Origin of the sequence: Allobosea sp. BE125, from assembly GCF_031456075.1 — a bacterium.
Taxonomy (GTDB): domain Bacteria; phylum Pseudomonadota; class Alphaproteobacteria; order Rhizobiales; family Beijerinckiaceae; genus Allobosea.
The window spans coordinates 99,040-125,178 of sequence record NZ_JAVDTY010000013.1 but is presented as its reverse complement, the minus strand read 5'-3'; the positions used below and the strand labels follow the sequence as shown (position 1 = coordinate 125,178).

Genomic DNA, 26,139 nt, shown 5'->3' with positions numbered 1-26,139 from the left:
GACCACCTCACTCGCCGCTTTCGTGCTGCTCCGCATGCTGGTTGCGGCTGGCGCGCAAGGCGACGGCGCTGATCCCGAAAGCAGCCTCGAATTGCGTGTTGAAGCGCGTGAAGTTCGAGAAATTCCAGCGCTTGGCGACCACGGCGACGCGCTCGCTTGGATTGCGCTCGATGTCGCGGCGCGCGCGGTCCAGGCGCACCGAGCGCTCATATTCCGAGATCGAGACGCCAAGGAATTTCTGGAAGCCATATTGCAGGGCCCGCAGGCTGACACCGGAGACGGCGACGAGTTCTTCCAGCGACAGTGAACCATCGGCATGGCGCTCGATATAGTCGATCGCCCGCCTGACATGTTTGGGAACGATGATCTTCGCGTGGCGCGACAAGGCGTCTTGATAATTATGCGGAAGAATCTCGAGAATGAGGTCGATCAGCAATGCCGAGAGCCTACCGGCGCTGTGTGGCGCCTCCTCGAGCGTGGGCAGCAGCATCGTTCGATCGAGCGCGGAGAGGAAAGCGCGCAAGGCTTGTGACGCATGGTCCTTCGCATCGAACTGTGGCGTGAAGCGCAGCCTGCGCAAGACCGGCGCGCCGGTGAGTTCGAAGAGTCGATGCGTCAGCAGGCGCTGCTCGATCTGGATTGAATAATTCTCCGACCGGGCCGAGCGGCGCGCCGATTTCACCTCGCGCATGTCGAGCAGGATGGAGCCTGTGCGTGCGCATTCGATATTGTCATCGCCAAGCGTGATCGTGGTCGAGCCGCTCAGCGGCGTCACGATCTGAAAGCCGTCGAAAATCTCGTGGTGCCGAATCTCCACCGGCTCCTCGAAGCTCGTGCGGAAAAACGACATGCCGTCGCAGGCCCGGCTGATCGCGTTGAACTCGATCCGCCCGGAGCGGGCGCCCAGCGGTTGAAGCGCGAGCTTGAAACCGCAGGCTGCGAAATGCTCGATCGCCTCGTCGATGTCGTGCGCCACGAAATGCCGCGTGCGAGCCGGATGAACCGTTCCCTTATGGTAGTCAGCCGGCATCGGCGTGCTCCGCGAGACGGATGAGAGAGGCAGCAAGCCACGAAAGCGGTTCCGCTCGACCGGTCTTGGATGGCGCGCGCATCTCGGATCGCACGCAAGTCTTGGACCGCGCACAAATCTTGGACCGCGCGTGAGTGTAGCCGTAATCGCCGCCGGATCCGGATCCCGGCGAGCTCGATGCTGAATGCCCCATGTCCCACTTCCGTTGACCGAAACGTCCGAAGAAGCACGCGGTCAGTATTACGAATCATGCAGTCGATTTACGCCTAGTGCAAGCTGGATTCGCTGAGCGCAGGGTTGTGACGATCGACGCAAGATAAGATTCGAGGTTAATACATCGATCAGGATTAACCGAGAATAATCGGCGGTAATTGGTCGTTGAGCTTCAAATAATCCCGGGAGTTTGGCGCTCGGATTGCAGTCCTCTGCGCGCAAGCCCGAGGAAGTCAGTAGTGTTGCGTGGTTGGGCATATCGCTTTGTCTCCTGGCGATGTGACTCAACGGAAAGTGAGTGTTCATGCCAACGGTGAATATGCCAGTCGACTGCTCCTTGCGCTCGATCAGGCCTTGCCATGTTGAAGTCGTCGCTGCCTTCAAGTCGAGCGGCGATCTCGTCATCGATTGCTCCGCGATCACAGCTTGCGACATCGCTGGCGTCCAACTCCTGGTCTCGGCCAGCAAGACGGCGGCCGATTCCGGACGCCTCCTGCGGCTCGAGGGTGTGCCGGAGGCCCTGAGCACTGCGCTGGCGCGGGCTGGCCTTGCCCTGTCGCCTTCCGCCGACCGCATTCTCATCAGCGAGGTCTGATTGCCATGGCGACGATTCTCACCGTCGATGATTCCCCCAGCGTAAGGCAGATGATCAAGCTCGTGCTTGGTCCTGCCGGCCATAATGTGGTCGAGGCCGGCGACGGCTCGGAAGGGCTGGCCAAGGCCAAGGCTCAGAGCTTCGATCTCGTGATCACCGATCTGAACATGCCGGTGATGAACGGCATGGCGATGATCCGCGGCCTGCGCGCGCTGCCCTCCTTCATGGGCGTGCCGATCGTTTTCCTGACCACGGAATCCGACGATGCGGTCAAGCAGGAGGCCAAGGCCGCCGGTGCGACCGGCTGGATCACCAAGCCGTTCAAGCCCGAGCAGTTGCTTGCCGTCGTCGCAAAGCTGGTGCGCACATGATGGAACTCGATCCGACCGAGACCTTCCGTCAGGAAGCGGCCGAGTTGCTCGACAGCCTGGAAACCGTGCTGCTCGATCTCGGCCAGACGCCGCAGGACCGCGATCTGATCGACGCCGCCTTCCGGGCGCTGCACACGATCAAGGGGTCGGGTGCGATGTTCGGCTTCGACAAGGTCGCGGCCTTCACCCATGATTTCGAGACGGCCTTCGATCTCATTCGCAAGGGCAAGATCGACGCCGACCGCGACATCGTCACCGTCTCGCTTTCGGCCAAGGATTATATCCGCACTCTGATCGACGATCCTGATTCGACCGACCCGATCATCGGCGAGGCGATCGTCGAGGAATTGCAGCGCCTGATTGGCGGCCCTGCCGTCGCAACAGACAATAAGCCGGCTACCGATGCGGCGCGCGAAGCGGCGCCCGCGCCGGCCGGCTGGCTGATCGAGATCGCCTTCGAGCTCGAAATTCTACGCAACGGCACCAATCCGCTCGTTCTTCTCGATGATCTGCGCGCGCTTGGTCCTTGCAGCGTTCAGGCCAATCTCGATGCGGTTCCCGAGCTGGCCGCGCTCGATCCCGAGGCCTGCCTGATCACTTGGGCCGTCACGCTGCACAGTGCCTGCGGCAAGGACGAGATCGAGGATGTCTTCATGTTCGTGCGCGACGAGATGAAGCTCACGATCTCGGCGCTGGATCTGCCCGCGCCGGAGATGGCGCCGCTCGACATGTCGATGCCGGCCGCCGTCGCACCCGTGGGGGGCGAGCCAACCGGCGAAGTGGCGCCGGTCGCTGTCGAGCGCCCGGTTCAAGAGAAGATCGAGTTCAATCGTCGCGCCGAGGACAAGGGCTCGACGGTCCGCGTCCAGGCCGAGCGCCTCGACGAATTGATGGACCGCGTCGGCGAACTCGTCATCGCCCAGGCACGGCTCAGCCAGCTCGCCCATGCCGGTACGGACCTCGCCATCAAGGCGATCGCCGAGGAAATCGAGCGCTTGGCGTCGGGCCTGCGCGACACGACCATGGGCGTGCGCATGGTGCCGATGGGCTCGCTTTTCGGCCGCTTCCGCCGCCTTGTCCATGACCTCTCGCGTGATCTCGGCAAGCCGGTGGATTTCGTCACGATCGGCGAGGACACCGAGCTCGACAAGACCATGATCGAGCGTCTTGCCGATCCTCTCGTCCACCTCATTCGCAATGCGATCGACCACGGCATCGAGAGCGCCGAGCGGCGTGCCGGCACGAACAAGTCGCCGACCGGGCGCATCGAGCTTGCCGCGCGTTATGTCGGCGCGCAGGTGCTCGTCACTGTACAGGATGACGGGGCGGGCCTTGACACCGCGCGCATCCGCGCCAAGGCGGAGGAGCAGGGGCTGATCCAGCCGGGCGCGCCGCTGAGCGAGCACGAGATCCACCAGTTCCTGTTTCATCCGGGGTTTTCGACGGCCAAGACGATCTCGGCGCTGTCGGGACGCGGCGTCGGCATGGATGTGGTCAAACGCACGATCGAGGCGATGCGCGGTACGATCGACCTCACCACGATTCCCGGCCATGGCTCGAGCGTGACGCTGCGCCTGCCGCTGACGCTGGCCATCATCGAGGGCCTGCTGATCCGCGTCGGCGAGGGGCGCTACATCATCCCGCTCTCGGCGGTGGAGGAATGCGTCGAGCTGACGCCGGCGATCGAGGCCCGTGCCAAGGGGCGCAGCTTCCTCAATGTGCGCGGCGATCTCGTGCCCTTCCTGCGCCTGCGCGATCTCTTCGAGGCTGAGGGCGAGGCCGATCCGCACCAGAAGATCATCATCACCATGATGGGCGACATCCGCATCGGCTTCGTCGTCGATCAGATCATCGGCAGCCATCAGACGGTGATCAAGTCGCTCTCCAAGCTCCATGCCGACGTCACGATGTTCTCCGGCGCCACCATCCTCGGCGATGGCTCGGCCGCTCTTATCCTCGATGTCGCCCAGCTCGTGACGCTCGGCCAAAACCGCGCCGAGAGCGACAGAACGCCGGAGGCCGCGTGATGCAACAGGTTCAGGAACGCAAGGCTGCGGCCGCCGCGTCGGCGGAGGCCGAAACCCGGCTCCAGGTGCTGATGGTCGGGCTCGGAAACGAGATCTTCGCGATCGAGACCGACATGGTCCGCGAAATCATCGATCCCGTCCCGGTGACGCGGGTGGCCGGCGCCCGCGCCTTCCTGCCGGCGCTGATCAATGTGCGCGGCAATGTGATCCCGCTGGCCGATCTGCGCTTGCGCTTCGGCATGCCGGCCGCTGCGGCGACCGCCGATACGCGCATCGTCGTCATCGAGATCGAGATCGACGGAGATCCGGTCACGCTGGGTATCATCGCGGACAAGGTCTACGAGGTCACGGAAGTGTCCAGCCGTAATACGCAGCAGACACCGCGAATGGGGCTGCATTGGAAGCCGGAATTCATTCGCTTGATTACGAAGTGGAACGATGAGTTCGTGATCGTTCCCGAAATAGCCCGGATAATGAACTGATATTTACTTTAGGTGGGGGTATTGTGATGAGATTTACGATCAAAGCGAAGCTGGCTTCGACATTCGGCGTCGTCATCGCGCTATCGATGCTCGCCGGCGGCGTTGCCTATTATCAGCTCTCGGAACTTGCTCAGGCCGAGGTCGCGATCATCGATCAGGGCAAGCGAGGCAGCGCGCTCGCGGATCTGCAGAATGAGCTTCAAGCTCAGATTCGCGCCGAGAAGAACGTCATTCTCTCCGATACGGACAAGGATATCGAGACCGCGGCTTCGGAGTTGACGGCCCGGCGCGACAAGGTTGCCAGGATCAGCTCCGAGATGCATGCCGCGGCCAGCGAGCAGGGCAAGCGCCTGCTCGATCAGGCGTTCGGCAAATCCAAGGCGCTGAACGAGATCCAGGATGAAACCATCCGCTCTGCCAGGCTCAATTCCGCCAACCGCGCAGCCGAGATCTGGAGCACCGAAGGCTTGCCCGCGGTGGCGAGCCAGAACGCCGCGTTCGATGCGGTTGTCGCCGAGCTCGACAAGCAGCCGGCGTCCCTGGAGCACGCCGTCGCCGCCAGGCTTGTAATGGCTGCCCGCTATGAAACGGCGCGCTCCCTGCGGCTGGTCGTGGAGACGCTGGCCGCCGTCTCCATGACGGAGCTCGACACGCGACGCCGGGCCGCGTTGAGCCAGATCGACATGATGAAGCGCACGCTGGCGAATGCCGTGGCGGTTGTGAAGCCTCTGGGTCTCTCGACGCAGCCACTCGAAGCGCGAAGCGAGCAACTGGTCGCTATCGGCCTGCGTTCACTCGATACGGCCCGTGAGGGTGGCAACATCCGGGCGGTCGAGCTCAGCAAGGGGGATGGGCGCAAGGCCCTGCAGGATACGCTTGCGGCCTTCGACGCTTATGGCAACTTCGCGGAGAGCCGGATGACGGAGATCGGCAATGCCGCTCTCTCATCCGCAGCCTTCGCGAAGATGCTCCTGATCGCCATTGTCGGCGCATCCCTGCTCATCGCCATCGTCGCGGCGATCTGGATTGCGGTCAGCATCAGCCGTGGGCTCGCCGGCGCCGTTTCCCTGGCGAATTCCGTGGCGGACGGCGATCTGACGCGTATCGTCGACGTCAAGACCGATGACGAGGTCGGCGATCTGCTGAAAGCACTCAACAGCACGGTCGAGCGGCTGAGGCAGGTGGTGAGCGACGCGATCCAGGCTGCGGAGAATGTCTCCTCAGGTTCGCAGGAGCTGTCTGCGAGCGCGGAGCAATTGTCGCAAGGCTCGACGGAGCAGGCGTCTTCGACGGAGGAGGCGTCGTCCTCGATGGAGGAGATGGCGGCGAATGTGAAGCAGAACGCCGAGAACGCCTCGACGACGGAGAAGATCGCGGCGCAGTCGGCCAAGGACGCCGAGGCGAGCGGTGTGGCGGTCGGCCGTGCGGTGGATGCGATGCAGACGATCGCGGCCAAGATTACGATCGTGCAGGAGATCGCGCGCCAGACCGATCTCTTGGCGCTGAACGCGGCGGTTGAGGCGGCGCGCGCCGGCGAGCACGGCAAGGGCTTCGCGGTGGTGGCCTCCGAGGTGCGCAAGCTGGCCGAGCGCAGCCAGGCGGCCGCTGCCGAGATCGGCACGCTCTCGACCGATACGGTGAAGGTGGCGCAGGAGGCGGGCGCGATGCTGGCCAAGCTGGTGCCCGACATCAAGAAGACCGCCGAGCTGGTCGAGGAGATCACCGCCGCCTGCCGCGAGCAGGATGTCGGCTCGACCCAGATCAACCAGGCGATCCAGCAGCTCGACAAGGTCACGCAGCAGAACGCGGCGGCGTCCGAGCAGGTCTCGGCCACCTCCGAGGAGCTCGCAGCCCAGGCCGAGCAGCTCCAGACCACGATCGCCTTCTTCCGCATCGAGCAAGGCGGCAAGGAGATCGACCGCGCTGTCGGGCAGCTCAAGGCCAAGGCGGCGCAGATGGCTCGCGCCGGCTCGCCCAAAGGTTCGCCCAAAGGTTCGCCCAAGAAGGCGGCGCCGACGCCAACCCCCGCCCGCTCGAGCAAGAATGCGAACGGAGGCGGGTTCGCCTTCGACCTCGACGATGCCGAGGATGCGCAGGACGCTCAGTTCCGCCGCGCGTCCTGACCTCCCCGCGGCGCTCCGGTCCCGCCGGGGCGCCACGGTCCAGATGCCGACCGCCGTCGCCTAGCAGCTAGCAACCCCTGCGCGATTTTCCTCTCTTCATGAGCTCCGCCATGCGTATGACCATCAAGACCAAACTAGCCGGGGCCTTCGGCGTCGTGATCGCCCTCTCGATGGCGGCTGGCGGACTGTCCTACCAAAAACTCTCCGAGATGACCGAAACGCAGAGCACGCTCGTCAGCTGGACGAAGCGGATCGATGCGATCGGCAATATCTCGGATGCTTTCAACGTCTCGATCAGAGCCGAAAAGAATGCGGTTCTCGCTGCGACCGACAAGGATACCGAGAGCGCTGCCGCGAGGGCGGTGGAACGCCGCAACGCAGCCATGACGCAGAAGGACGAACTCTTCCGTATCGCGAGCGAGGAGGGCAGGAAGTACCTCGCGCAGATCACGGACAAGGCCAATCGTTTCGCGGCTGTGCAGGATGAGACGCTCAGGAACGCCAAGCTGAATTCCAGCAACCGCGCCACTGAAGCCTGGCAAACCGAGACGATGCCGTTGATTCAGGCGGTTACGGCGGCTACTGGCCAGGCGATTGCGGAAGCGGCCAAGCCGGATGCCTCGCCGGAGCTGCTGCGGGCGGTCCTGGCTTTCCAGGACGTGCGCCTCGAGTGGCTGCGCCTGACGCGTTCGGCGGCTCTCACATTCAATTTGCCGACGGTCGCCGAGGTCGAAAAGCAGCAGAAGAACGTTGAGGAGCAGGCGCGGAGCGTGCGTGCGGGCCTTGCCAAGGCGGCCGATAATCTGGCTGGGTTTGGCGTGACGACCGGCCCCATGCTGGCGGCTTACGACAAGGGCATCACATCGGCCCTGCGTACGGTCGCGATCGCTGCCGAGGCCGGCACGATCAAGGCCACCAATTCGACGACAACGGTCGGCGCCGCCACAGCGGCCGAGCTCACCGCGGCGCTGGACAGCTATGGCGCGTTCGTTGCGAAATCGGCGGATTCGGCTGCGGTCGCCGCTGCGGAAGCTGCCGCCTTCGCCAAGACCCTGCTGATCTCGATCGTGCTTGCTTCGCTTGTCATTGCGGTCGCGGCCGCGAGCTGGATCGCGCTCAACATCAGCCGCGGCCTGTCGAGCGCGGTCGGCTTGGCCAATGCCGTGGCGATCGGCGATCTCAGCCAGACCATCGCGGTCAAGAGCAAGGATGAGATCGGCGATCTCGTGGCCGCGCTCAACAGCATGACCGCCAATCTCAATGCGACGGCCGCCGTCGCGGACGCGATCGCCAATGGCGATCTGACGGTTGAGGCCAAGCCGCTATCGGAGAAGGACACGCTCGGCATCGCGCTCGAGAACATGGTGGTCAAGCTGCGCGAGGTCGTCGGCCAGGTGACCGGAGCCGCCGAGAACATGTCTTCTGGTTCGCAGGAGCTGTCTGCGAGCGCGGAGCAATTGTCGCAAGGCTCGACGGAGCAGGCGTCTTCGACGGAGGAGGCGTCGTCCTCGATGGAGGAGATGGCGGCGAATGTGAAGCAGAACGCCGAGAACGCCTCGACGACGGAGAAGATCGCGGCGCAGTCGGCCAAGGACGCCGAGGCGAGCGGTGTGGCGGTCGGCCGTGCGGTGGATGCGATGCAGACGATCGCGGCCAAGATCACGATCGTGCAGGAGATCGCGCGCCAGACCGATCTCTTGGCGCTGAACGCGGCGGTTGAGGCGGCGCGCGCCGGCGAGCACGGCAAGGGCTTCGCGGTGGTGGCCTCGGAGGTGCGCAAGCTGGCCGAGCGCAGCCAGGCGGCCGCTGCCGAGATCGGCACGCTCTCGACCGATACGGTGAAGGTGGCGCAGGAGGCGGGCTCGATGCTGGCCAAGCTGGTGCCCGACATCAAGAAGACCGCCGAGCTGGTCGAGGAGATCACCGCCGCTTGCCGCGAGCAGGATGTCGGCTCGACCCAGATCAACCAGGCGATCCAGCAGCTCGACAAGGTCACGCAGCAGAACGCGGCGGCGTCCGAGCAGGTCTCGGCCACCTCCGAGGAGCTCGCAGCCCAGGCCGAGCAGCTCCAGACCACGATCGCCTTCTTCAGGCTTGCGGGAGATGCGACCGGCAAGCCGGTCGTCGTCGACAAGGCGGTCAAGCAATTGCGCGGCAAGGCCTCGACCATGGCGGCAGCGCTTAAGCCCAAGAAGGCCGGGGCCGTGGCCGTATCCGCTCGCCCATCCCGGAAGATCGCCAATGGCGGCTTCACCTTCGAGATGGATGGCGGCGAGGACCAGCACGACGCCGCCTTTCACCGCACCTGATCGGATGGCCCGGCTCCGCTCTCCGGCGGAGCCGGGTCTCCCGGTCAGGTCGTCTGGCCTGCTGCTTTCCCCTGCATCATCGCGAGGCCATCATGGCTGACACCGCCCAATATCTGACGCTCGGCATCGATCAGGAGCTGTTTGGCATCGACATTCGCAATGTCCGGGAAATCCTCGACATGCGCCCGATCTCGAAGCTGCCGCATGCGCCGAATTTCCTGCTCGGCATGATCGATGTCCGCGGCACCGGCTATCCGATCGTCGATCTGCGCACGAAGCTCGGTTTGCCTCGCATGGAGCCGACCGACGCCACCCGGATCATCATCCTCGACGTGCCGGTCAAGGGCCGCACGCTGGGCGTCGGCTTCGTCGCCGACCGCGTCTTCGAGGTTACCGGGCTCGATGACGACCATACCGAGGCGGCTCCCGATGTCGGCGGCCGCTGGCAGTCGAACTACATCGCCGGCATCGGCCGCAAGGGCGAGGCCTTTATCGTCGTGTTCGACCTCGAGCGCTTGATGGAAGCAGACGACGACCTGCCGGTCCTCGCCGGCCTGGCCATCGAGAGCGCGGCTTGACACGATGAGGCCCGCCACGCCGGAAACCTATGATCACCTGACCGACAAGCATTTCGCGGCGATCGTAGCGGTCATCGAGACGCGCGTCGGCATCAAGCTGCCCCAGACCAAGCGCACCATGGTTGAGGGGCGGTTGCGCAAGCGCGTGCGGGCCTTGGGGCTCTCGGGCCTGGCGGCCTATGGCGCGCATCTGTTCGAGCATGGCGGCCTCGATGGCGAGCTTGTCCAGCTGATCGATTGCGTCACCACCAACAAGACCGACTTCTTTCGCGAGCCGAGTCATTTCGAGTTTCTGCGCGATGTCGCCGTGCCTCAGCTCGCGCAGCGCCAGGGACCCGGCCCATTGAACCTCAAGCTCTGGAGCGCCGCCTGCTCGTCCGGGGCCGAGGCCTATACCGCCGCCATGGTGCTGCAGGACCTCGTCAATGCCGGCCGGGCAAAGGCTGGCAAGGAGCTGCGCTTCTCGATCCTGGGAACCGACATCTCGACCGAAGTGCTGCGCGAGGCCCGGGCCGCGATCTATCCGCGCGCCTTCGCCGCGCCGGTGCCAGCGCCCATGCAGCAGCGCTATCTGATGCGCTCGAAGGATGCGCAGCTGGACCTGGTCAGGGTTGCGCCGGAACTGCGCCGGCGGGTCCGCTTCGAGCACCTGAACCTGATGGACGACAGCTACCCGTTCGACCGCGACGTCGATGTGATCCTCTGTCGCAATGTGCTGATCTATTTCGACAAGCCGACGCAGGCCGCCGTGCTGGCGCGCCTGGTCTCGCATCTGCGGCCGGGCGGCTATCTGATGCTGGGCCATTCGGAATCGATGGCTGGCAGCGGTGTCGCCGGACTGAAATCGGTCGTGCCGACCATCTATCAGGCCTTCCCTGAAGCGCTTGGAAGGTCGGCGGCATGAACCGCAAGCCCATCCGCGTCCTCATCGTCGATGATTCCGCCTCGGTGCGCCAGGTCCTCAGCACGATCCTGAGCGAAGACCCCGGCATCGAGGTGATGGGCACGGCGGCCGACGCCTACGCCGCCGCGCGCCGCCTGCAGACCGAGCTGCCCGACGTCATGATCCTCGATATCGAGATGCCGGGCATGGACGGGCTCACCTTCCTGCGCAAGATCATGGCGCAGCGGCCGATCCCCGTGATCATCTGCTCCACACTGACCGAGGCCGGTTCCAAGGCGCTGTTCGATGCGCTTGAGGCCGGTGCGGTCGATGTCTTGCCCAAGCCGCGCATCGACACCCGCAACGCCTTGATGGAGACCGCCGACCGGTTGCGCCATGCCGTCCGGGCGGCGGCGCAGGCCCGTGTGCGGCTGCGCGAGGCGCGCGTTCCCGTCGAGAAGAAGCTGACCGCGGATGTCATCATGCCGCCGCCGGTGCCGGGCCGCGTCCGGCACGCGACCGACCGCATCATCTGCATCGGCATCTCGACCGGGGGCACCGAGACCTTGCGCGAGGTGCTGCAGGCGCTGCCCGCCCTCTGCCCCGGCATCGCCATCGTCCAGCACATGCCCGAGAAGTTCACGGCCGCCTTCGCCAAGCGCCTGAACGGCATCTGCGCGATGGAGATCAAGGAGGCCGAGGATGGCGACGAGCTCTCCACCGGCCGTGTCCTGATCGCGCCGGGCAACCATCACATGCTGCTGCAGCGCTCGGGCACGCAATATCGCATCGCCATCAAGGACGGGCCGCATGTCTCGCGCCACCGTCCCTCCGTCGACGTGCTGTTCCGCTCGGCGGCGCAATATGCCGGCGCCAACGCGCTCGGCCTGATCATGACCGGCATGGGTGATGACGGCGCTCGCGGCCTGCTCGAGATGCGCAAGGCCGGCGCCAGGACCTTGGCGCAGGATGAGGAGAGCTGCGTCGTCTTCGGCATGCCCAAGGAAGCGATCGAGCTCGGCGCGGCGGAGCGCATCGTCAAGCTTGCACGCGTGCCCCAGGAGATCATGGCCTGGCCGCATGCGACTTTGGCGGGAGCGTGAGAATGCGCGAAGCACTTGAGGTCGGCATCGGGATGCGTGGGGGTGTGATGCTTGAGGGGGATGCGGTGCTGCCGATGCTGATCCATTCGCTGGAAGGGAGCGCGCGCGAGATCGATCTCACCTTCGCCACGGCTGGCCGGCAGCTCGGCGAGGGCCTCAGCCTGTTCGAGACCTTGAAGGAGCGGCTGTCGACCTTGTCGAGCGAATTGGCCGGCAGCGAGATCGCCCAGGCTGGCGCGGCCCTGGCCGGGCTCGCCGGCGAGTTGCGCGCGATCAATGATGGTCTCCAGGGCGAGACGGCGACGCTGCGGGAGCTGGCGACGCATGGCAACGCGGCCTCCCAGGCGCTGGATCGCCTGCTCGACCATATGCGCCTGATCACCATCCTCGCCCGCAGCGCCCGGATCGAGGCCGTTTCGATTCAGGCCGCGGGGCGCGATTTCGGTGACTTCACCAGCGAGATCATGACGTTGACGACGCAGGCGCAGCGCACCATCCAGGCTTGCGCCCGCGATTATGAGCGCCTGAGCGGCCTGCTCGGCTCGGCGCTTGCGGCGCAGCGCGATTTCGACGGACGTTACGGCCACGCTCTCTCGGACCTGGCGACCAATCTGGAGCAGACGCTTGCCGTCGTGGCGGAGCGCCAGCAGCGCAGCGTCGCGCTGACGCAGGATGCCGCGACCCATTCCGGCAGGATCGCGGCCGCGGCCGGCGGCGCGATCATTGCCTTGCAATCGGGCGACAGCATCAGGCAGCGGCTTGAGCACGCGCTTGCGGGGCTGCGGCTGGTCGGGACCCTCAAGGAAGGGACAGGCGCCGGTGCGGGATTGAGCGAAGGCGAAAGACAGGCGGGCATTCTGGTGCTGCGCCGACTGCAATCGGCTCAGCTCCAGGAGAGCGCGGCCACGCTCGGCGGCGATGCCGAGGCGATCGAGGCGGCGCTGGCGCTGCTCGCCGGCGACACGGTCGGTCTCCTCGACCTCGTGCGCTCGCTGTATCAGGGGGACGGTGCCAGCTCAGCCTCCTTCCTTACCGATCTCGAAGCCGATCTGGCGCAGGCCTCTGATCTGCTCGGCAAATGCGACCGGGCGCGGTCCGGGATCGACCGTGTCACGGAGGTCCTCGCGACGGTGCTCGATACCTGCCAGCAGACGGTCGCCAATCTGGCCGATACCGTGACCAGCATCGTGCTCATCGGCATGAATGCGGGCCTGCGCGCAGCCCGTGTCGGCACGGGCGGGCGCAGCCTCGTCGTCATCGCCCAGGAGCTGAAACTCGCTGCCGATCAGGTCGCCGGCGACGCCGATCGCCTGGCGCCGACCTTTGCGCAGATGCAGGTCGCCGCCGCCGGCCTCAAAGGCGATGGCAGGCTCGATGCCGCTCATTTCGCCGCGCTCGACCAAGCGATGCGCGGTTCGCTTTCCGCCATGCGCCAGACGGGCGATCGTCTTGGCGCGACGCTCGATCAGTTGACGCGGGAGGGCAGCGGCTTCTGCACCGTTCTTGCCGAGGCGAGGCTGTCCTTCTCCAACACTGGGGCGATGAGTGATCTGATTGCCTCCGCGGCCGACGAACTCGCCCGTTCCGCGCCGGGCGAGGAGCTCGATCAGGGGGCGGTGGCCTGCCTGCGCGACCTGTTCCAGCAGCATGTCTGGCCGAGCTACACCATGGCTGCCGAGCGCGCGATCCATAAGGCGGTGATGGCCGAATGCGGCATTCCGGATCAGGTCGCCGCCGCCTCCGTCGCTGCAGCGTCCGCGGACGCCCTGGACGAATTCATCTTTTGAGCTGAGACCCTCGCAGCCGCAATATGCGCGTGCTGCAGGGCAGCTCCAGCTTCGTGTGGACTTGCTCCGCTCAAGATTGGGGCATATACCCGCATCATGAGCGTTGATTGCTATTGCACCGTCCTGAGATCCGCCACCCGGCGGATGGCGGCATTCTATGACGAGGCGATGGCGCCCTTGGGCATCAACATCGCCCAGTTCAGCTTGCTGCGCTCGATCGCGCGTCTGGAGCCGGTCATCCTGACCGAGCTCGGCCGGCGGATGGAGCTCGATCGTTCGACGATCGGGCGCAATGTCCGCGTGCTCGAGCGGATGGATTTGGTGAAGCTCGGCAGCGGCAAGGATCGGCGCGAGGCGACGGTGACGCTGGCCGAGGCGGGGCATCGGGTTCTGCAGGAGGCCACGCCGCTTTGGGAGGCGGCGCAAGCGGCCCTGCAAGCGCGAATGGGCGTCAAGGCCACGCAGGATCTACGCGAGATCCTGAATCGGATCTGATTTTCTCGACAATTTGCGGGTAGATACCCACAACAGGAGACTGCCATGGCGTCCTTCGCCGATAGTTTGACCCCGACCTCGGCGCTCGCGCGGCTGCTGGCGCGACGCGGAATCCATTACGGCTGGGTCGTCGCCGCCGTGACCTTTCTGACCATGTTGGTGACGGCCGGCGCGGTCGGCGCGCCCGGCGTATTGATCACCCCGCTGCAGCGCGAATTCGGCTGGGCGACCTCCGACATCTCCTCGGCCCTGGCGGTCCGCCTGATGCTGTTTGGCTTGATGGGCCCATTTGCGGCAGCCTTCATGAACCGCTTCGGCGTGCGCAGGGTCGCAACCGTTGCGCTCACGCTGATCGGCAGCGGCATCCTCGGCTCCTTCTTCATGACGCAGCTTTGGCACCTCGTGCTGCTCTGGGGCATCGTCGTCGGCCTCGGCACCGGGCTCACCGCCATGGTGCTGGGCGCGACGGTCGCGACGCGCTGGTTCTCGCATCGGCGGGGCCTCGTGCTCGGCCTGTTGACGGCGAGCACGGCGACAGGCCAGCTCGTCTTCCTGCCATTGCTGGCGAGCCTGACCGAGCAGGTCGGCTGGCGCAGCGCGCTCGTCTTCGTCCTGGCCATGCTGGTCGTCGCAGTTGTCGCCGTGCTCGCCTTGATGCGCGATCGCCCCTCCGATCTCGGGCTCGCCCCTTATGGCGCTGATGCAATCGTGCCGGCCCCGGCTCAGGCTGCGAGTTTCGGCGCCATGCTGATGTCGCCGCTGGTTGCGCTCAGGGACGCTTCGCGCACGCACACCTTCTGGGTTCTTTTCGGCACCTTCTTCGTCTGCGGGGCCAGCACCAACGGTCTCGTCCAGACGCATTTCGTCTCGCTATGCGGCGATTACGGCATGGCGGCGGTGACGGCGGCCGGCGTCCTCGCGATGATCGGCGTCTTCGATTTCGTCGGCACGGTCGGTTCGGGCTGGCTCTCGGACCGCTATGACAGCCGCTGGCTGCTGTTCTGGTATTACGGCCTGCGCGGGCTTTCGCTGCTCTATCTGCCCTTCACCGATTTCTCCTTCTACGGTTTGTCGCTCTTTGCCGTCTTCTACGGGCTGGACTGGGTCGCGACCGTGCCGCCGACGATCAAGATCGCGGCCGACCGCTTCGGCGAGAAGTCCAATCTGGTCTTCGGCTGGATTTTCGCCGGGCACCAGATCGGCGCGGCCTTCGCCGCCTATGGCGCGGGCTTCAGCCGGACGGTCTATCAGAGCTATCTGCCAGCCTTCTTCATCGCCGGGGCGCTTTGCCTGTTTGCGGCCGCCTTCGTGGTTACGTTGCGTGGCACGGCGATGCCGCGCCTGAAGCCCGTCGCGGCCTGATTTCACCGAACCTGTCGCAGGAGCCAGCTCATGACGAGCCTTCCCTATCGTACCGCGCTGATCGTCGGGGCCGGACCCGGCATCAGCGCCTCGCTTGCCCGCAAGCTGTCGGCCAGCGGCATGCAGGTCGCGCTGGTCGCGCGTCATGCCGAGAAGCTCGCGCCACTGGCGGCGGAGACCGGCGCGTCGGTCTTCGCGGCCGATGCTTCGGATCCGGCCGGCGTCGCGCGACTTTTCGACGAGGTCGAGGCCGGGCTCGGCGAGCCCGATGTCGTGATCTACAATGCCAGCATGGCCGTGCGCGGGCCGCTCACCGAGCTCGATCCGGCGACGGTGGCGCAATCGCTGTCGGTCAATGCCTTCGGCGCGTTCCTGGTGGTGCAGCAGGCGGCGCGGCGGATGCTGCCGCGGGAGCGGGGTGCGATCCTGCTCACCGGCGCCACGGCCGGCGTCAAGGGCTTTGCCCGCTCGGCCCCCTTCGCCATGGGCAAGTTCGCCCTGCGCGGCCTTGCCCAGAGTGCGGCGCGCGAGCTTGGGCCGAAAGGCATCCATGTCGCGCATTTCGTCATCGACGGCGGCGTGCGCAGCGCCAAGCGGCCCGACGCCTCCGACAATACGCTCGACCCGGACGCCATCGCGCAGAGCTATCTCGATGTGCTGCGTCAGCCGAGAAACGCCTGGACGATGGAGGTCGATCTCAGGCCATGGGCCGAGACCTTCTGAGAGGCTGTTTGATGATGTCCTGAGCCCTCATCCTGCGGAGCGCTCCTCAGGATGAGGGCTCGCGGAGTGGCCAGACGGGCTCTAACCGTCCGCGTAGGCCTCACCTTGCGGCAGGCTGGATTTGCGCTGGATCAGGTCGTTCTTGCCGAAAAGCTCGGCCAGCCAGTCGACGAAGACGCGCACCTTGTTGCTGAGATGGCGGTTCGGCGGATAGACGATGTGCAACGGCTTCGGCGCCGAGCACCAGCCCGAGAGCAGCGGAACGAGCCGCCCCGCCGTGACATGCTCCTGCACCATGAAGCTCGGCGCCTGGATGACGCCGAGCCCCGCCACCGCCGAGGCGACATAGCCGGCGCCCTCGTTCAGCGAAACGATATAGCGCCCCCGGACCTCGATGCTCTCCTTGGCATCGACATAGGTGAACGGCACGGTGCGGCTGGTGCCGGCGCCGCGGTAGCCGACGATGTAATGGTCGGCCTCGAGCTCGCTGGGATGGCGTGGCGTGCCGTAGCGGGCGATGTAGTCGGGCGCGGCGCAGGTGATCAGGTACATCTCCCCGATGCGCCGTGCGATCAGGCTCTGATCCTGGATCTCGCCGGCGCGAATGGCGCAGTCGAGATTTTCGGCGACGAGGTCTGCCGGTCGGTCGCTCAGGCCGAGATCGAGCTGGATCTCCGGATAGCGCGCATGGAAACCGGGCAATGCGGGTATCAGCACCGCCATCGCCAGCGAGGTGCTGCAATCCACCCGCAACCGCCCGCTCGGCCGGGCCTGCGACAGCGCCATGCTGGAATCGAGTTCGTCGATCTCGCTCAGCACGCGCAAGGCGCGCTCGTAATAGGCGGCTCCGTCCATCGTCACGGTCACGCGCCGGGTCGTGCGGTTGAGCAGCTTGGCGCGCAGATGCGCCTCCAGCTGCTGGATCTGTTTCGTCACGGTGGGCTTTGGCATGTCGAGCAGATCGGCGGCGCGCGTGAAGGTACCGGCCTCGACGACCCGGACGAAGGCACGCATGGCGTTGAGCTGGTCCATCCCATCCTCCTCGGCGCTCATTCATTGTTTCTCTGTGGAAATAATGAATGAGCAAATATGCCATTTATTGCTCCACGAGCATCACTTAAATCACGCTGCACTGCAACACCAATCGGCGACCCCAATCGGCGACCCCATGTCCGTCTCGCTCCTTCCGCAATCTCGTACCCGGCGCGCCGTCTTCTGGCGGCAGGAGACGATTGCGGCTGGACAGGACTCGCTTGCCGCCCGGCTCTATGCCCCGGCCGAGATCGAGCCCGAGGCCGGGCTGGTCATGCATCTCCATGGCGGTTCCTTCAGCAGCGGTTCGCTGGCCGAGGGCGAGGCGGTCGCGACGGCGCTGGCCGAGGCCGGGGCTATCGTCATGTCGATCGACTATCCGCTGGCTCCTGGCCACCGCTTTCCCGAGGCGCTCGAGACCGCCTATGCCGCGCTCCAGACGCTCGCCAAGGGCCGTGCCCGCTGGGCCTCGAAACATGCGCCGCTCTATGTGGCGGGTGAGGAGGCCGGCGGCAACCTTGCCGCTGCGCTTGCCTTGATGGCGCGCGATCGTCGCGGTCCGGAGCTGGCCGGCCAGATCCTGTTCTCGCCGATGCTTGATGCCTGCCTCGGCACCTATTCGCTGCGGACGGCCGAGGCTGGCCCGGTCGGCTGTCGCTGGGCCGATGGCTGGGCCGATTATCTCGGCACGCCGGACAAGGCGGCCCACCCTTACGCGGCCCCGCTCAACGCCTCGCGGCTGGCGGGCCTCGCGCCTGCGCTCCTGATCTCGTCGCAGGACGATCCGCTGCGGGACGAAGCCGCGCATTATGCAACGCGGTTACAGGAAGCGGGTGTGACGGTGCGCCACCATGTGCAGACTGGCCCGACGCAATGGCCGGATGCCTATGCCGGCGCTCCCGAGGAAGGCTCCTGCCTCTGTCAGGCATGCAACCATGTCACTGAATTCTATGCCCTGACCGCGCCTCCCTAGGCGCACTCCCGGCAGCAATTTTCATCGGCTATCTCTTGGAAGGAATGGACCCATGATTCAGGGAACGAACCGTCGTCGCCTTTTGGGCGGCCTTGCCGCCAGCGTTTCGCTCGCGGCCGTCATCATCGTCAACGCCACCGCCAATCACGCGCAGGGCGACACCCCGCCTGCCGCCCCGCCGGCGACCCCGGCTTCGGTCGCGACCGTGGAGCAGCGCGATCTCGTCGCCTGGGCCGAGTTCTCCGGCCGGCTGGAGGCGATCGAGCGCGTCGAAGTGCGCTCGCGCGTCTCCGGCGTGATCGAGGCCGTGCATTTCCGCGAGGGCAGCCTCGTCAAGCAGGGCGACCTGCTGATCAGCATCGACCAGGCGCCTTATCTTGCCGAATTCGAGCGGACGCAGGCGCAGGTGCTGGCGGCCGAGGCCCGGGTTGCGCTGGCCGCCGGCGAGAATGAGCGCGGCCAGCAATTGATGGCGAGCCGCAACGTCTCTCAGAAGGATCTCGACTCGCGCTTCAACGCGTTGCGCGAGGCGCAGGCCAATCTGCGCGCCGCCCAGGCCGCCCAGCAGACCGCACGGCTCAACCTCGACTACACCCAGATCCGCGCGCCGATCAGCGGGCGCATCGGCCGGCTCGACCTCACCATCGGCAATCTCGTCGCGGCGGGCGCAAGCGCGCCGCTGATGACGACGCTGCTCTCTGTCGATCCGATCTATGCCGCCTTCAATGCCGACGAGAAGACGGTGCTCGACGCTCTGGCCTCGCTGCCGGAGGGCAATCGCTCGCTCGAACAGATCCCGGTCAGGCTTACGACCGCGACCAGCGAAGGCGCGAGCTTCACCGGCAAGCTGCGCTTCGTCGACAACGGCATCGACGCCGCCAGCGGCACGGTGCGCGTGCGCGCCGTGCTCGACAATCCCGGCGGCAAGCTGATGCCGGGCCAGTTCGTCCGGGTTCAGATGGGGCAGGCCCGCTCCGAGCCGGCGCTGGTCATCAATGAGCGCGCCGTCGGCACCGACCAGAACAAGAAGTTCGTCTTCGTCGTCGGCGCCGACAGCAAGGCCGCCTGGCGCGAGGTCACGCTCGGCGCGTCGAATGACGGGCTGCGTATCGTCACCAGCGGCCTGAAGGCCGGCGAGCGGATCATCGTCAACGGCCTGCAGCGCATCCGGCCGGGAGCCACCGTCGCGCCCGAATCCGTGCCGATGGCCGAAAAGTCCGAACTGCGCGCGGCCAAGACCGAACTCGCGCAACGTTAGACCGCGAACACACACGCCACGTCGTCCCGGGTCTCCCTTCGGTCGCCCGGGACGACGACGCGTTTCGTCTCAAAGACATCCGCTCCAAAGGGGGGCGTGCCATGAACCTGTCCAAATTCTTCATCGACCGGCCGATCTTCGCCGGCGTCCTCTCCGTGCTGATCCTCGTCGCAGGCTTGCTCTCGCTGCGGGTCCTGCCGATCTCGGAATATCCCGAGGTCGTGCCACCGACCATCGTGGTGCGCGCGCAATATCCAGGCGCCAACCCGCGCGTCATCGCCGAGACCGTGGCCACGCCGATCGAGGAGCAGATCAACGGCGTCGAAGGCATGCTCTACATGTCGAGCCAGGCGACGACCGACGGCGTGATGACGCTGAACGTCACCTTCAAGCTCGGCACCGACCCCGACAAGGCCCAGCAGCTCGTCCAGAACCGCGTCAGCCAGGCCGAGCCGCGGCTGCCGGAAGAGGTTCGCCGCCTCGGCGTCACCACGATCAAGAGCTCGCCCGACCTGACGATGGTGGTCCACATCACCTCGCCGAACGGCCGCTACGACATGACCTATCTGCGCAACTACGCCGTCCTCAACGTCAAGGACCGGCTGGCGCGGATCGATGGCGTCGGCCAGGTCCAGCTCTTCGGCTCGGGCGATTACTCGCTGCGCGTCTGGCTCGATCCGCAAAGGATGGCCGAGCATGGCCTTTCGCCGAGCGACGTCGTCAACGAGATCCGCGCCCAGAACGTCCAGGCCGCCGCCGGCGTCATCGGTTCCTCCCCGAATGCGCCGGGGCTCGACCTGCAGCTTTCGGTCAATGCGCAGGGCCGCCTCCAGAGCGAGGAGGAGTTCGGCGACATCATCATCAAGACCAGCGCGTCGGGCGCAGTGACCCGCCTGCGCGACGTCGCCCGCATCGAACTCGGTGCGGCCGAATACGCGCTGCGCTCGCTGCTCAACGGCAAATCGGCCGTCGCGGTCCCGATCTTCCAGGCCCCGAACTCGAACGCCATCGCCATCGCCGACCGTGTCCGGGAGGTGATGCAGGAGATCAAGCAGAACATGCCGGAGGGCGTGGACTACTCGATCGTCTACGACACCACCCAGTTCGTGCGGGCCTCGATCGAGGCCGTCGTCCATACGCTGCTGGAGGCGATCGCACTCGTCGTGCTCGTCGTCATCGTCTTCCTGCAGACCTGGCGGGCCTCGATCATCCCGCTCGTTGCCGTGCCGATCTCGGTCATCGGCACCTTCGCGGTGATGTATCTCTTCGGCTTCTCGATCAATGCGCTGAGCCTGTTCGGCCTGGTGCTGGCGATCGGCATCGTCGTCGACGACGCCATCGTCGTGGTCGAGAATGTCGAGCGCAACATCGAAGGGGGCCTGGAGCCGCGCGAGGCGACCTACAAGGCGATGCGCGAAGTCTCCGGCCCGATCATCGCGATCGCATTGGTGCTCGTCGCGGTCTTCGTGCCGCTGGCCTTCATCAGCGGCCTGACCGGCCAGTTCTACCGCCAGTTCGCGCTCACCATCGCGATCTCGACGGTGATCTCGGCGGTGAACTCGCTGACCTTGTCGCCGGCGCTGGCCGCACTGCTGCTGCGCTCGCACCATGCGCCCAAGGACCTGCTGACCCGCGTCATGGACGGCGTCTTCGGCTGGTTCTTCCGCGGCTTCAACCGCTTCTTCAATCGCTCCTCGCAAGCCTATGGCGGCGGCGTGAAGCGCATTCTCGGCCGCAAGACGGTGATGATGGTGGTCTATATCGGCCTGGTCGCGCTGACCATCGGCCTGTTCCGCACCATCCCGGGCGGCTTCGTGCCCGGCCAGGACAAGCAGTACCTCGTCGGCTTCGCGCAGCTGCCTGACGCCGCGACGCTCGACCGCACGGAGGACGTCATCCGCCGCATGGACGAGATCGCCCTGAAGCATCCAGGCGTCGAGAACGCGATCTCCTTTCCGGGCCTCTCGATCAACGGCTTCACCAACTCCTCGAATGCCGGCATCGTCTTCGTCGGGCTGAAGTCCTTCGACCAGCGCAAGACGCCCGATCTCAATGGCGCCGCCATCGCCATGCAGCTCAACAAGGAGTTCGCCGGCATCAAGGAGGCGTTCATCGCCATGTTCCCGCCGCCGCCCGTCCAGGGTCTCGGCACCATCGGCGGCTTCAAGCTGCAGATCGAGGATCGTGCCGGGCTGGGCTACAAGGCGTTGGACGAGGCGACCAAGGCCTTCATGGCCAAGGCCGCGACGGCGCCTGAACTCGCGGGCATGTTCTCGAGCTTCCAGGTCAACGTCCCGCAGCTCTATGCCGATATCGACCGCACCAAGGCGCGCCAGCTCGGCGTCGCCGTGACGGATGTCTTCGAGACGCTGCAGATCTATCTCGGCTCGTCCTATGTCAACGACTTCAACAAATTCGGCCGCACCTACACCGTGCGCGTCCAGGCCGATGCGCCCTTCCGCGCCTATGCCGAGGATATCGGCAAGCTGAAGGTCCGCTCGAAATCGGGTGAGATGGTGCCGCTCAACGCCGTGCTGAACGTGCGAAACGACACCGGGCCGGAACGCGCCATGCGCTATAACGGCTTCCTCAGCGCCGACATCAATGCCGGCGCCGCCCCGGGCTATTCCTCAGGGCAGGCCCAGGCCGCTGCCGAGCGCATCGCCAAGGAGACGCTGCCCAAGGGCTTCGCCTTCGAATGGACCGAGCTGACCTATCAGGAGATCCTGGCTGGCAACTCCGCCATGCTCGTCTTCCCGCTGGCGATCCTGCTCGTCTTCCTGGTGCTGGCGGCCCAGTATGAGAGCCTGACCCTGCCGATCGCGATCATCATGATCATCCCGATGGGCCTGCTCGCGGCGATGACCGGCGTCTGGTACACGGGCGGCGACAACAACGTCTTCACCCAGATCGGCCTCGTCGTCCTGGTGGGACTATCCGCCAAGAACGCGATCCTGATCGTCGAATTCGCCCGCGAATTGGAGTTCGAGGGCAGGACGCCGGTCCAGGCCGCGATCGAGGCGAGCCGCCTGCGCCTGCGGCCGATCCTGATGACGTCGCTTGCCTTCATCATGGGCGTGGTGCCGCTGGTGACGTCGACCGGGGCTGGCGCCGAGATGCGCCACGCCATGGGCGTTGCGGTCTTCGCCGGCATGATCGGCGTCACCGCCTTCGGCATCTTCCTCACGCCGGTGTTCTACGTGCTGATGCGCAAGCTGACCGGCAATAAGCCGCTGAAGCAGGTCGATCACCCACCGGCCGAGAGGCTGGCCGAAGCAGCCTAAAGTCTCGAGCGCTTCCGATCCAATGGGATCGGAAGCGCTTGAGCTCTTTGTTTTAATGCGTTTTCTTCACGCGAACCGGTGTCCACTTCGCTCGAAAACGCTCTTGAAAGACATATTCGCCGGAGCGAAAAACGCTCCGGCGATTTTTCGTTCAGACGACGAGATCGAGCGGCGGCACCGGCTCGCCGCGCGAGACATGGGCCATATTGGCGAACATCCGCGTCACCGTCGGCGCGAAATTATCGGCGGCCATGGCGGCGAGATGCGGCGTCACGACGATGTTGTCGAGCGTCAGCAATTCGCTCTCGGCCGGCAGCGGTTCGACCGAGTAGACATCCATCGCAGCGCCTGCGATGTCCTTGGCGCGCAGCGCCACCACCAGATCGGCCTCGTTGACGACGCCTCCGCGCGCGACATTGATCAGCACGGCGGTCTTCTTCATCGCAGCCAAGGCGGCCTTGTCGATCAGATTGGTGGTCTCCGGCGTCAGCGGGCAATGCAGCGAGACGACGTCGGACTGGGCCAGAAGCTCGGCCATCGTGGCGTGCTTCACGCCGAGCGCGGCTTCCTCGCTGGCGCTGAGCGGCTGGCGCTTGGAATAGAGGATGGTGCAGCCAAAACCCTTGAGCAGCCTGGCGACATTCTTGCCGATGGCGCCAAAGCCGACGATGCCGACCGTCTTGCCGGAGAGCATGAAGGTCTCGCCCGGCAGATGTCCGGTGGCCCAATGCCCTTTCTTCAGCTCGGCATGGCCATAGCCGATATAGCGCAGCGCCGAGAGCATCAGTCCGAGCGTGAATTCGGCGACCGGTACGGCATTGCTGCCGGTGGTGCGGGCGACCTTGATGCCAAGCTCCTTCGCCGCGGCGACGTCGATATTGTCGACACCGACGCCCCATTTATGGAGCAGCTTCAGCTTCTTCGCGGCGCGCAGCACATCGGCGGAAACGCCGACCTGGCCGGAGATGGCGTAGTCGGCCTCGGCGATGATCTCCTTCATGTGCTCGTCGCCGCGCGCCGTGCCGTGGGTCAGCACGAAACCGGGCGGCAGCAGCGCGCGCAGCTTCTCGGCGCGGTCGGGAGAGGTCATGTCGAGCAGAACGATGGTTTCGGGCATGGTCAGGGATCCGGTCGCAGAAGGGTCAGATGGTGAAGCGCACGCCGGCGCGGGCGAGCCCGCCGGAGATCGCGACGGGGGTGCCGTCGGCGCGCCAGCAGGCGGCGCCGGTCAGCGTGCGGTCGGGGTTGAAGGAGATGGCGTTCATGCCACCGGCGATGCGCGGCATGCGGACGATCCTGTGACCGCGCGCCGTGAGCGCGTCGGCAACGCTGTCGGGGATCGCAGCCTCCAGTTCCAGCGCGCCGCCCTCGGTCCAGATGCGCGGCGCCTCGACCGCCTCCTGCAGGCTCATGCCGTGGTCGATCAGGTTGACGATCGCCTGCAGGGCCGAGGGGAAGATGCGCAACGCGCCGGGCAGGCCGAGCGCGAAGGCGAGATTGCCGTCGCGCAGCACCATCATCGGCGCCATCGAGGTGAAGACGCGCTTGCCTGGCGCGATCGAGAGGGCGCGGCCGGGATGCGGATCGAAATTGAACATGTAGTTATTGGTCAGCATCCCCGTACCGGGGATCTGCGTGCAGGCGCCGAAGAGGCCGTTGATCGTCTGGGTCGAGGTGACGACATTGCCTTGGGCGTCGGCGACCGTGACATGGGTGGTGTCAGCGGATTCGCCGCCCGAGAGACCGGCGCTCCAGCTCTTGGCCTGGTCCATCGCGATCAGCGCGCGCCGCTCGCTGGCATAGGCCTTGTCGATCAGGCGCTCGACCGGGACCTTGATGAAAGCCGGGTCGGCGGTGGCCACGGCCCGATCGGCGAAGGCGATCTTCAGCGCTTCGGCCAACAGATGCACTGAATCCGCCGAGCCGAAGCCGAGCGAGCCGATGTCGTAGCCCTCGAGGATGTTGAGCATCTGCACGATGTGCACGCCCGAAGAGGAGGGCGGGGGCGGCCCGACGATCTCGTAACCGCGATAGGAGCCGCGCACGGGCTCGCGCGTCGCGACCTTGTAGGCGGCGAGGTCGGCCTGCTCGATCAGGCCGCCATTCGCCGCCATGAAATCCGTCAGCGCCTTGCCGAGCGGGCCGTCATAGAGCGCAGCCGGCCCCTGCTTGGCGATCAGGCGCAGGCTCCTGGCGTAGTCGGCCTGAATGAGCCGCGTGCCGGGCTCTATCGCCTTGTCTCCCGCCAGCAGCAGCGCTGAAAGACCGGGATCGCGCGCGAGGTCAGCGACATTGTCGCTGACGCAGTTGGAGAGATAAGGCGTCGTGACGAAGCCGCGCTCGGCCAGTCCGATCGCCGGCTGCAGCACCTCCTCGAGCGAGAGCGTGCCGAAGCGCGCCAGGGCCTCGCACCAGCCGGCGAGCGCGCCGGGAACCGCGACCGCCTTCGGCCCGACGACGTTGAGTCGGTCGCGCACGTCGCGCTGCCGGCCGACCTCGTCGGAGAGGCAGTCATACATCTCGCCGCTCGCCTTGAGCGGCGCGGTCGAGAGCCCGTCGAGCACGACATGGCGGCCATCGGCCATGCGGATATGCGCGACGCCGCCACCGAGGATGCCCACCATCATCGGCTCGACGACGGTGAGGGCGAAGAGCGAGGCGACGGCGGCATCGACGGCATTGCCGCCGGCCAGCAGCATCTGCGAGCCCGCCGCCGAGGCCAGCGGGTGGTTCGTCACCACCATGCCGCGCGAGCCGGTGGCAGGCTTCTTCTCGCAGGCGAAGGTCGCGACGCGCGGGGCGGGGGGAGAGGAGGTCACGGTGTCGCCTCAGCCCTTCGCCGCGGCGATGGCGTCGAGCACCATCTTGGTCGCGCCGGAGAGATCGCCGAGCTTTTCGCCGGCCTTGACGCGGTCCTGGCTGCGCTCGCCACGCTCCTGCCGGGCGAGTGCGGCGTCGGCGATCGCCTCGGCCTCGTCGCGCGGCAGCACCAGCACGCCCGATTCATCGGCCAGGATGACGTCGCCCGCCTTGACCGGAACATTGCCGCAGGAGATCGGCAGGTTCAGCGTGCCGCCGAGATTGTAGAGCCGCGTCGTGATCGGCGACATGCCCCGGCACCACATCGGGAAATCGCTGTCCTCGATCTCGGCCAGGTCCGTGCAGGGCCCGTCGACGATGCCGCCGATCGCGCCTGCAGCCTTGGCCGCAACCGTGACGCCGCCGCCCCAGCAGGCATGCTTGTCGTCGCCGAGCCGGTCGACGACGAGGATGTCGCCGGGCCTGAGCAGGCCGAGCGTGTGGTGCAGCAGCGTCGAATCCTGGCCGGGGATGGCGAGCGTCACCGCCGCACCGGCGATGCGCTTGCCGCGCAGCAGCGGCTGGATGCCGCGATCCATGAAGCCCCAATGCTGGGAATGGCCGATGGTCGCGGTTTCGACCTTCTGGAGCTTCTCGACGAGCGCGGCCGGCAGCTGCTCGGGCATGGGGGCGATGCGGTAATCGGGCATGG

The 26,139-nt window shown here is 66.0% G+C and carries 21 protein-coding genes; 16 read left to right on the top strand and 5 right to left on the bottom strand.

The window, feature by feature from the left end; translation table 11 throughout:
* Window positions 1-7 precede the first annotated feature (7 nt).
* On the bottom strand, window positions 8-1,030 hold the full coding sequence (locus J2Y55_RS25020) for an AraC family transcriptional regulator (protein ID WP_310158939.1): 1,023 nt from the start codon (window positions 1,028-1,030) through the stop codon (window positions 8-10).
* A 517-nt stretch (window positions 1,031-1,547) separates the two neighbouring features.
* Here J2Y55_RS25020 and J2Y55_RS25015 point away from each other — a divergent pair.
* The 13 genes from J2Y55_RS25015 (at window position 1,548) to J2Y55_RS24955 (ending at window position 16,081) form a co-directional block, all read left to right on the top strand.
* The gene (locus J2Y55_RS25015) at window positions 1,548-1,838 is read left to right on the top strand and encodes an STAS domain-containing protein (RefSeq protein ID WP_310158937.1); all 291 of its coding nucleotides are present in this window, start codon (window positions 1,548-1,550) and stop codon (window positions 1,836-1,838) included.
* Window positions 1,839-1,843: 5 nt separating this feature from the next.
* Window positions 1,844-2,209, top strand: a complete 366-nt coding sequence (locus tag J2Y55_RS25010; protein ID WP_310158935.1) for a response regulator — start codon at window positions 1,844-1,846, stop codon at window positions 2,207-2,209.
* Window positions 2,206-4,236, top strand: coding sequence for a chemotaxis protein CheA (locus J2Y55_RS25005; RefSeq protein WP_310158931.1), 2,031 nt, complete (start codon window positions 2,206-2,208; stop codon window positions 4,234-4,236). Before J2Y55_RS25010 ends, J2Y55_RS25005 begins: the two co-directional genes overlap by 4 nt.
* Window positions 4,236-4,718, top strand: a complete 483-nt coding sequence (locus tag J2Y55_RS25000) for a chemotaxis protein CheW (RefSeq protein ID WP_310158927.1) — start codon at window positions 4,236-4,238, stop codon at window positions 4,716-4,718. Before J2Y55_RS25005 ends, J2Y55_RS25000 begins: the two co-directional genes overlap by 1 nt.
* 26 nt (window positions 4,719-4,744) lie before the next feature.
* The gene (locus tag J2Y55_RS24995) at window positions 4,745-6,841 is read left to right on the top strand and encodes a HAMP domain-containing methyl-accepting chemotaxis protein (RefSeq protein WP_310158924.1); all 2,097 of its coding nucleotides are present in this window, start codon (window positions 4,745-4,747) and stop codon (window positions 6,839-6,841) included.
* A gap of 110 nt (window positions 6,842-6,951) precedes the next feature.
* Complete coding sequence (locus J2Y55_RS24990) at window positions 6,952-9,150, top strand: HAMP domain-containing methyl-accepting chemotaxis protein (RefSeq protein ID WP_310158922.1); 2,199 nt, start codon at window positions 6,952-6,954, stop codon at window positions 9,148-9,150.
* Window positions 9,151-9,242: 92 nt separating this feature from the next.
* The gene (locus tag J2Y55_RS24985) at window positions 9,243-9,728 is read left to right on the top strand and encodes a chemotaxis protein CheW (RefSeq protein ID WP_310158920.1); all 486 of its coding nucleotides are present in this window, start codon (window positions 9,243-9,245) and stop codon (window positions 9,726-9,728) included.
* Window positions 9,729-9,732: 4 nt separating this feature from the next.
* Complete coding sequence (locus tag J2Y55_RS24980) at window positions 9,733-10,632, top strand: CheR family methyltransferase (RefSeq protein WP_310158917.1); 900 nt, start codon at window positions 9,733-9,735, stop codon at window positions 10,630-10,632.
* On the top strand, window positions 10,629-11,714 hold the full coding sequence (locus tag J2Y55_RS24975) for a protein-glutamate methylesterase/protein-glutamine glutaminase (protein ID WP_310158916.1): 1,086 nt from the start codon (window positions 10,629-10,631) through the stop codon (window positions 11,712-11,714). Before J2Y55_RS24980 ends, J2Y55_RS24975 begins: the two co-directional genes overlap by 4 nt.
* Before the next feature lie 2 nt (window positions 11,715-11,716).
* The gene (locus tag J2Y55_RS24970) at window positions 11,717-13,501 is read left to right on the top strand and encodes a hypothetical protein (protein ID WP_310158914.1); all 1,785 of its coding nucleotides are present in this window, start codon (window positions 11,717-11,719) and stop codon (window positions 13,499-13,501) included.
* 96 nt (window positions 13,502-13,597) lie between these two features.
* On the top strand, window positions 13,598-13,996 hold the full coding sequence (locus J2Y55_RS24965) for a MarR family winged helix-turn-helix transcriptional regulator (RefSeq protein WP_310158913.1): 399 nt from the start codon (window positions 13,598-13,600) through the stop codon (window positions 13,994-13,996).
* A gap of 45 nt (window positions 13,997-14,041) precedes the next feature.
* Window positions 14,042-15,358, top strand: coding sequence for an MFS transporter (locus J2Y55_RS24960; protein WP_310158912.1), 1,317 nt, complete (start codon window positions 14,042-14,044; stop codon window positions 15,356-15,358).
* A gap of 30 nt (window positions 15,359-15,388) precedes the next feature.
* Window positions 15,389-16,081 (top strand): SDR family NAD(P)-dependent oxidoreductase, encoded by a 693-nt coding sequence (locus J2Y55_RS24955; RefSeq protein WP_310158911.1) that lies wholly within the window; start codon window positions 15,389-15,391, stop codon window positions 16,079-16,081.
* 81 nt (window positions 16,082-16,162) lie between these two features.
* On the opposite strand, the gene J2Y55_RS24950 is transcribed toward J2Y55_RS24955, so the two are convergent.
* Window positions 16,163-17,113 carry a LysR family transcriptional regulator gene (locus J2Y55_RS24950; protein WP_310159059.1) on the bottom strand — a complete coding sequence of 317 codons (951 nt, stop codon included), beginning with the start codon at window positions 17,111-17,113 and terminating at the stop codon, window positions 16,163-16,165.
* 136 nt (window positions 17,114-17,249) lie between these two features.
* On the opposite strand from J2Y55_RS24950, the gene J2Y55_RS24945 reads away from it, so the two are divergent.
* From J2Y55_RS24945 to J2Y55_RS24935, 3 genes are all read left to right on the top strand, one after another.
* Complete coding sequence (locus J2Y55_RS24945) at window positions 17,250-18,086, top strand: alpha/beta hydrolase (RefSeq protein ID WP_310158910.1); 837 nt, start codon at window positions 17,250-17,252, stop codon at window positions 18,084-18,086.
* 52 nt (window positions 18,087-18,138) lie between these two features.
* On the top strand, window positions 18,139-19,344 hold the full coding sequence (locus tag J2Y55_RS24940) for an efflux RND transporter periplasmic adaptor subunit (protein ID WP_310158908.1): 1,206 nt from the start codon (window positions 18,139-18,141) through the stop codon (window positions 19,342-19,344).
* Between the two features lie 101 nt (window positions 19,345-19,445).
* Entirely contained in the window at window positions 19,446-22,628 is a 3,183-nt protein-coding gene (locus J2Y55_RS24935; protein WP_310158906.1) for an efflux RND transporter permease subunit, read from the top strand.
* Between the two features lie 151 nt (window positions 22,629-22,779).
* Here the strand turns inward: J2Y55_RS24935 and J2Y55_RS24930 are convergent, their stop codons facing one another.
* From J2Y55_RS24930 to J2Y55_RS24920, 3 genes are all read right to left on the bottom strand, one after another.
* On the bottom strand, window positions 22,780-23,745 hold the full coding sequence (locus J2Y55_RS24930) for a 2-hydroxyacid dehydrogenase (protein ID WP_310158904.1): 966 nt from the start codon (window positions 23,743-23,745) through the stop codon (window positions 22,780-22,782).
* Window positions 23,746-23,770: 25 nt separating this feature from the next.
* Entirely contained in the window at window positions 23,771-25,372 is a 1,602-nt protein-coding gene (ggt, locus tag J2Y55_RS24925) for a gamma-glutamyltransferase (RefSeq protein WP_310159057.1), read from the bottom strand.
* A gap of 84 nt (window positions 25,373-25,456) precedes the next feature.
* On the bottom strand, window positions 25,457-26,137 hold the full coding sequence (locus J2Y55_RS24920) for an RraA family protein (RefSeq protein WP_310158902.1): 681 nt from the start codon (window positions 26,135-26,137) through the stop codon (window positions 25,457-25,459).
* Window positions 26,138-26,139: the final 2 nt, after the last annotated feature.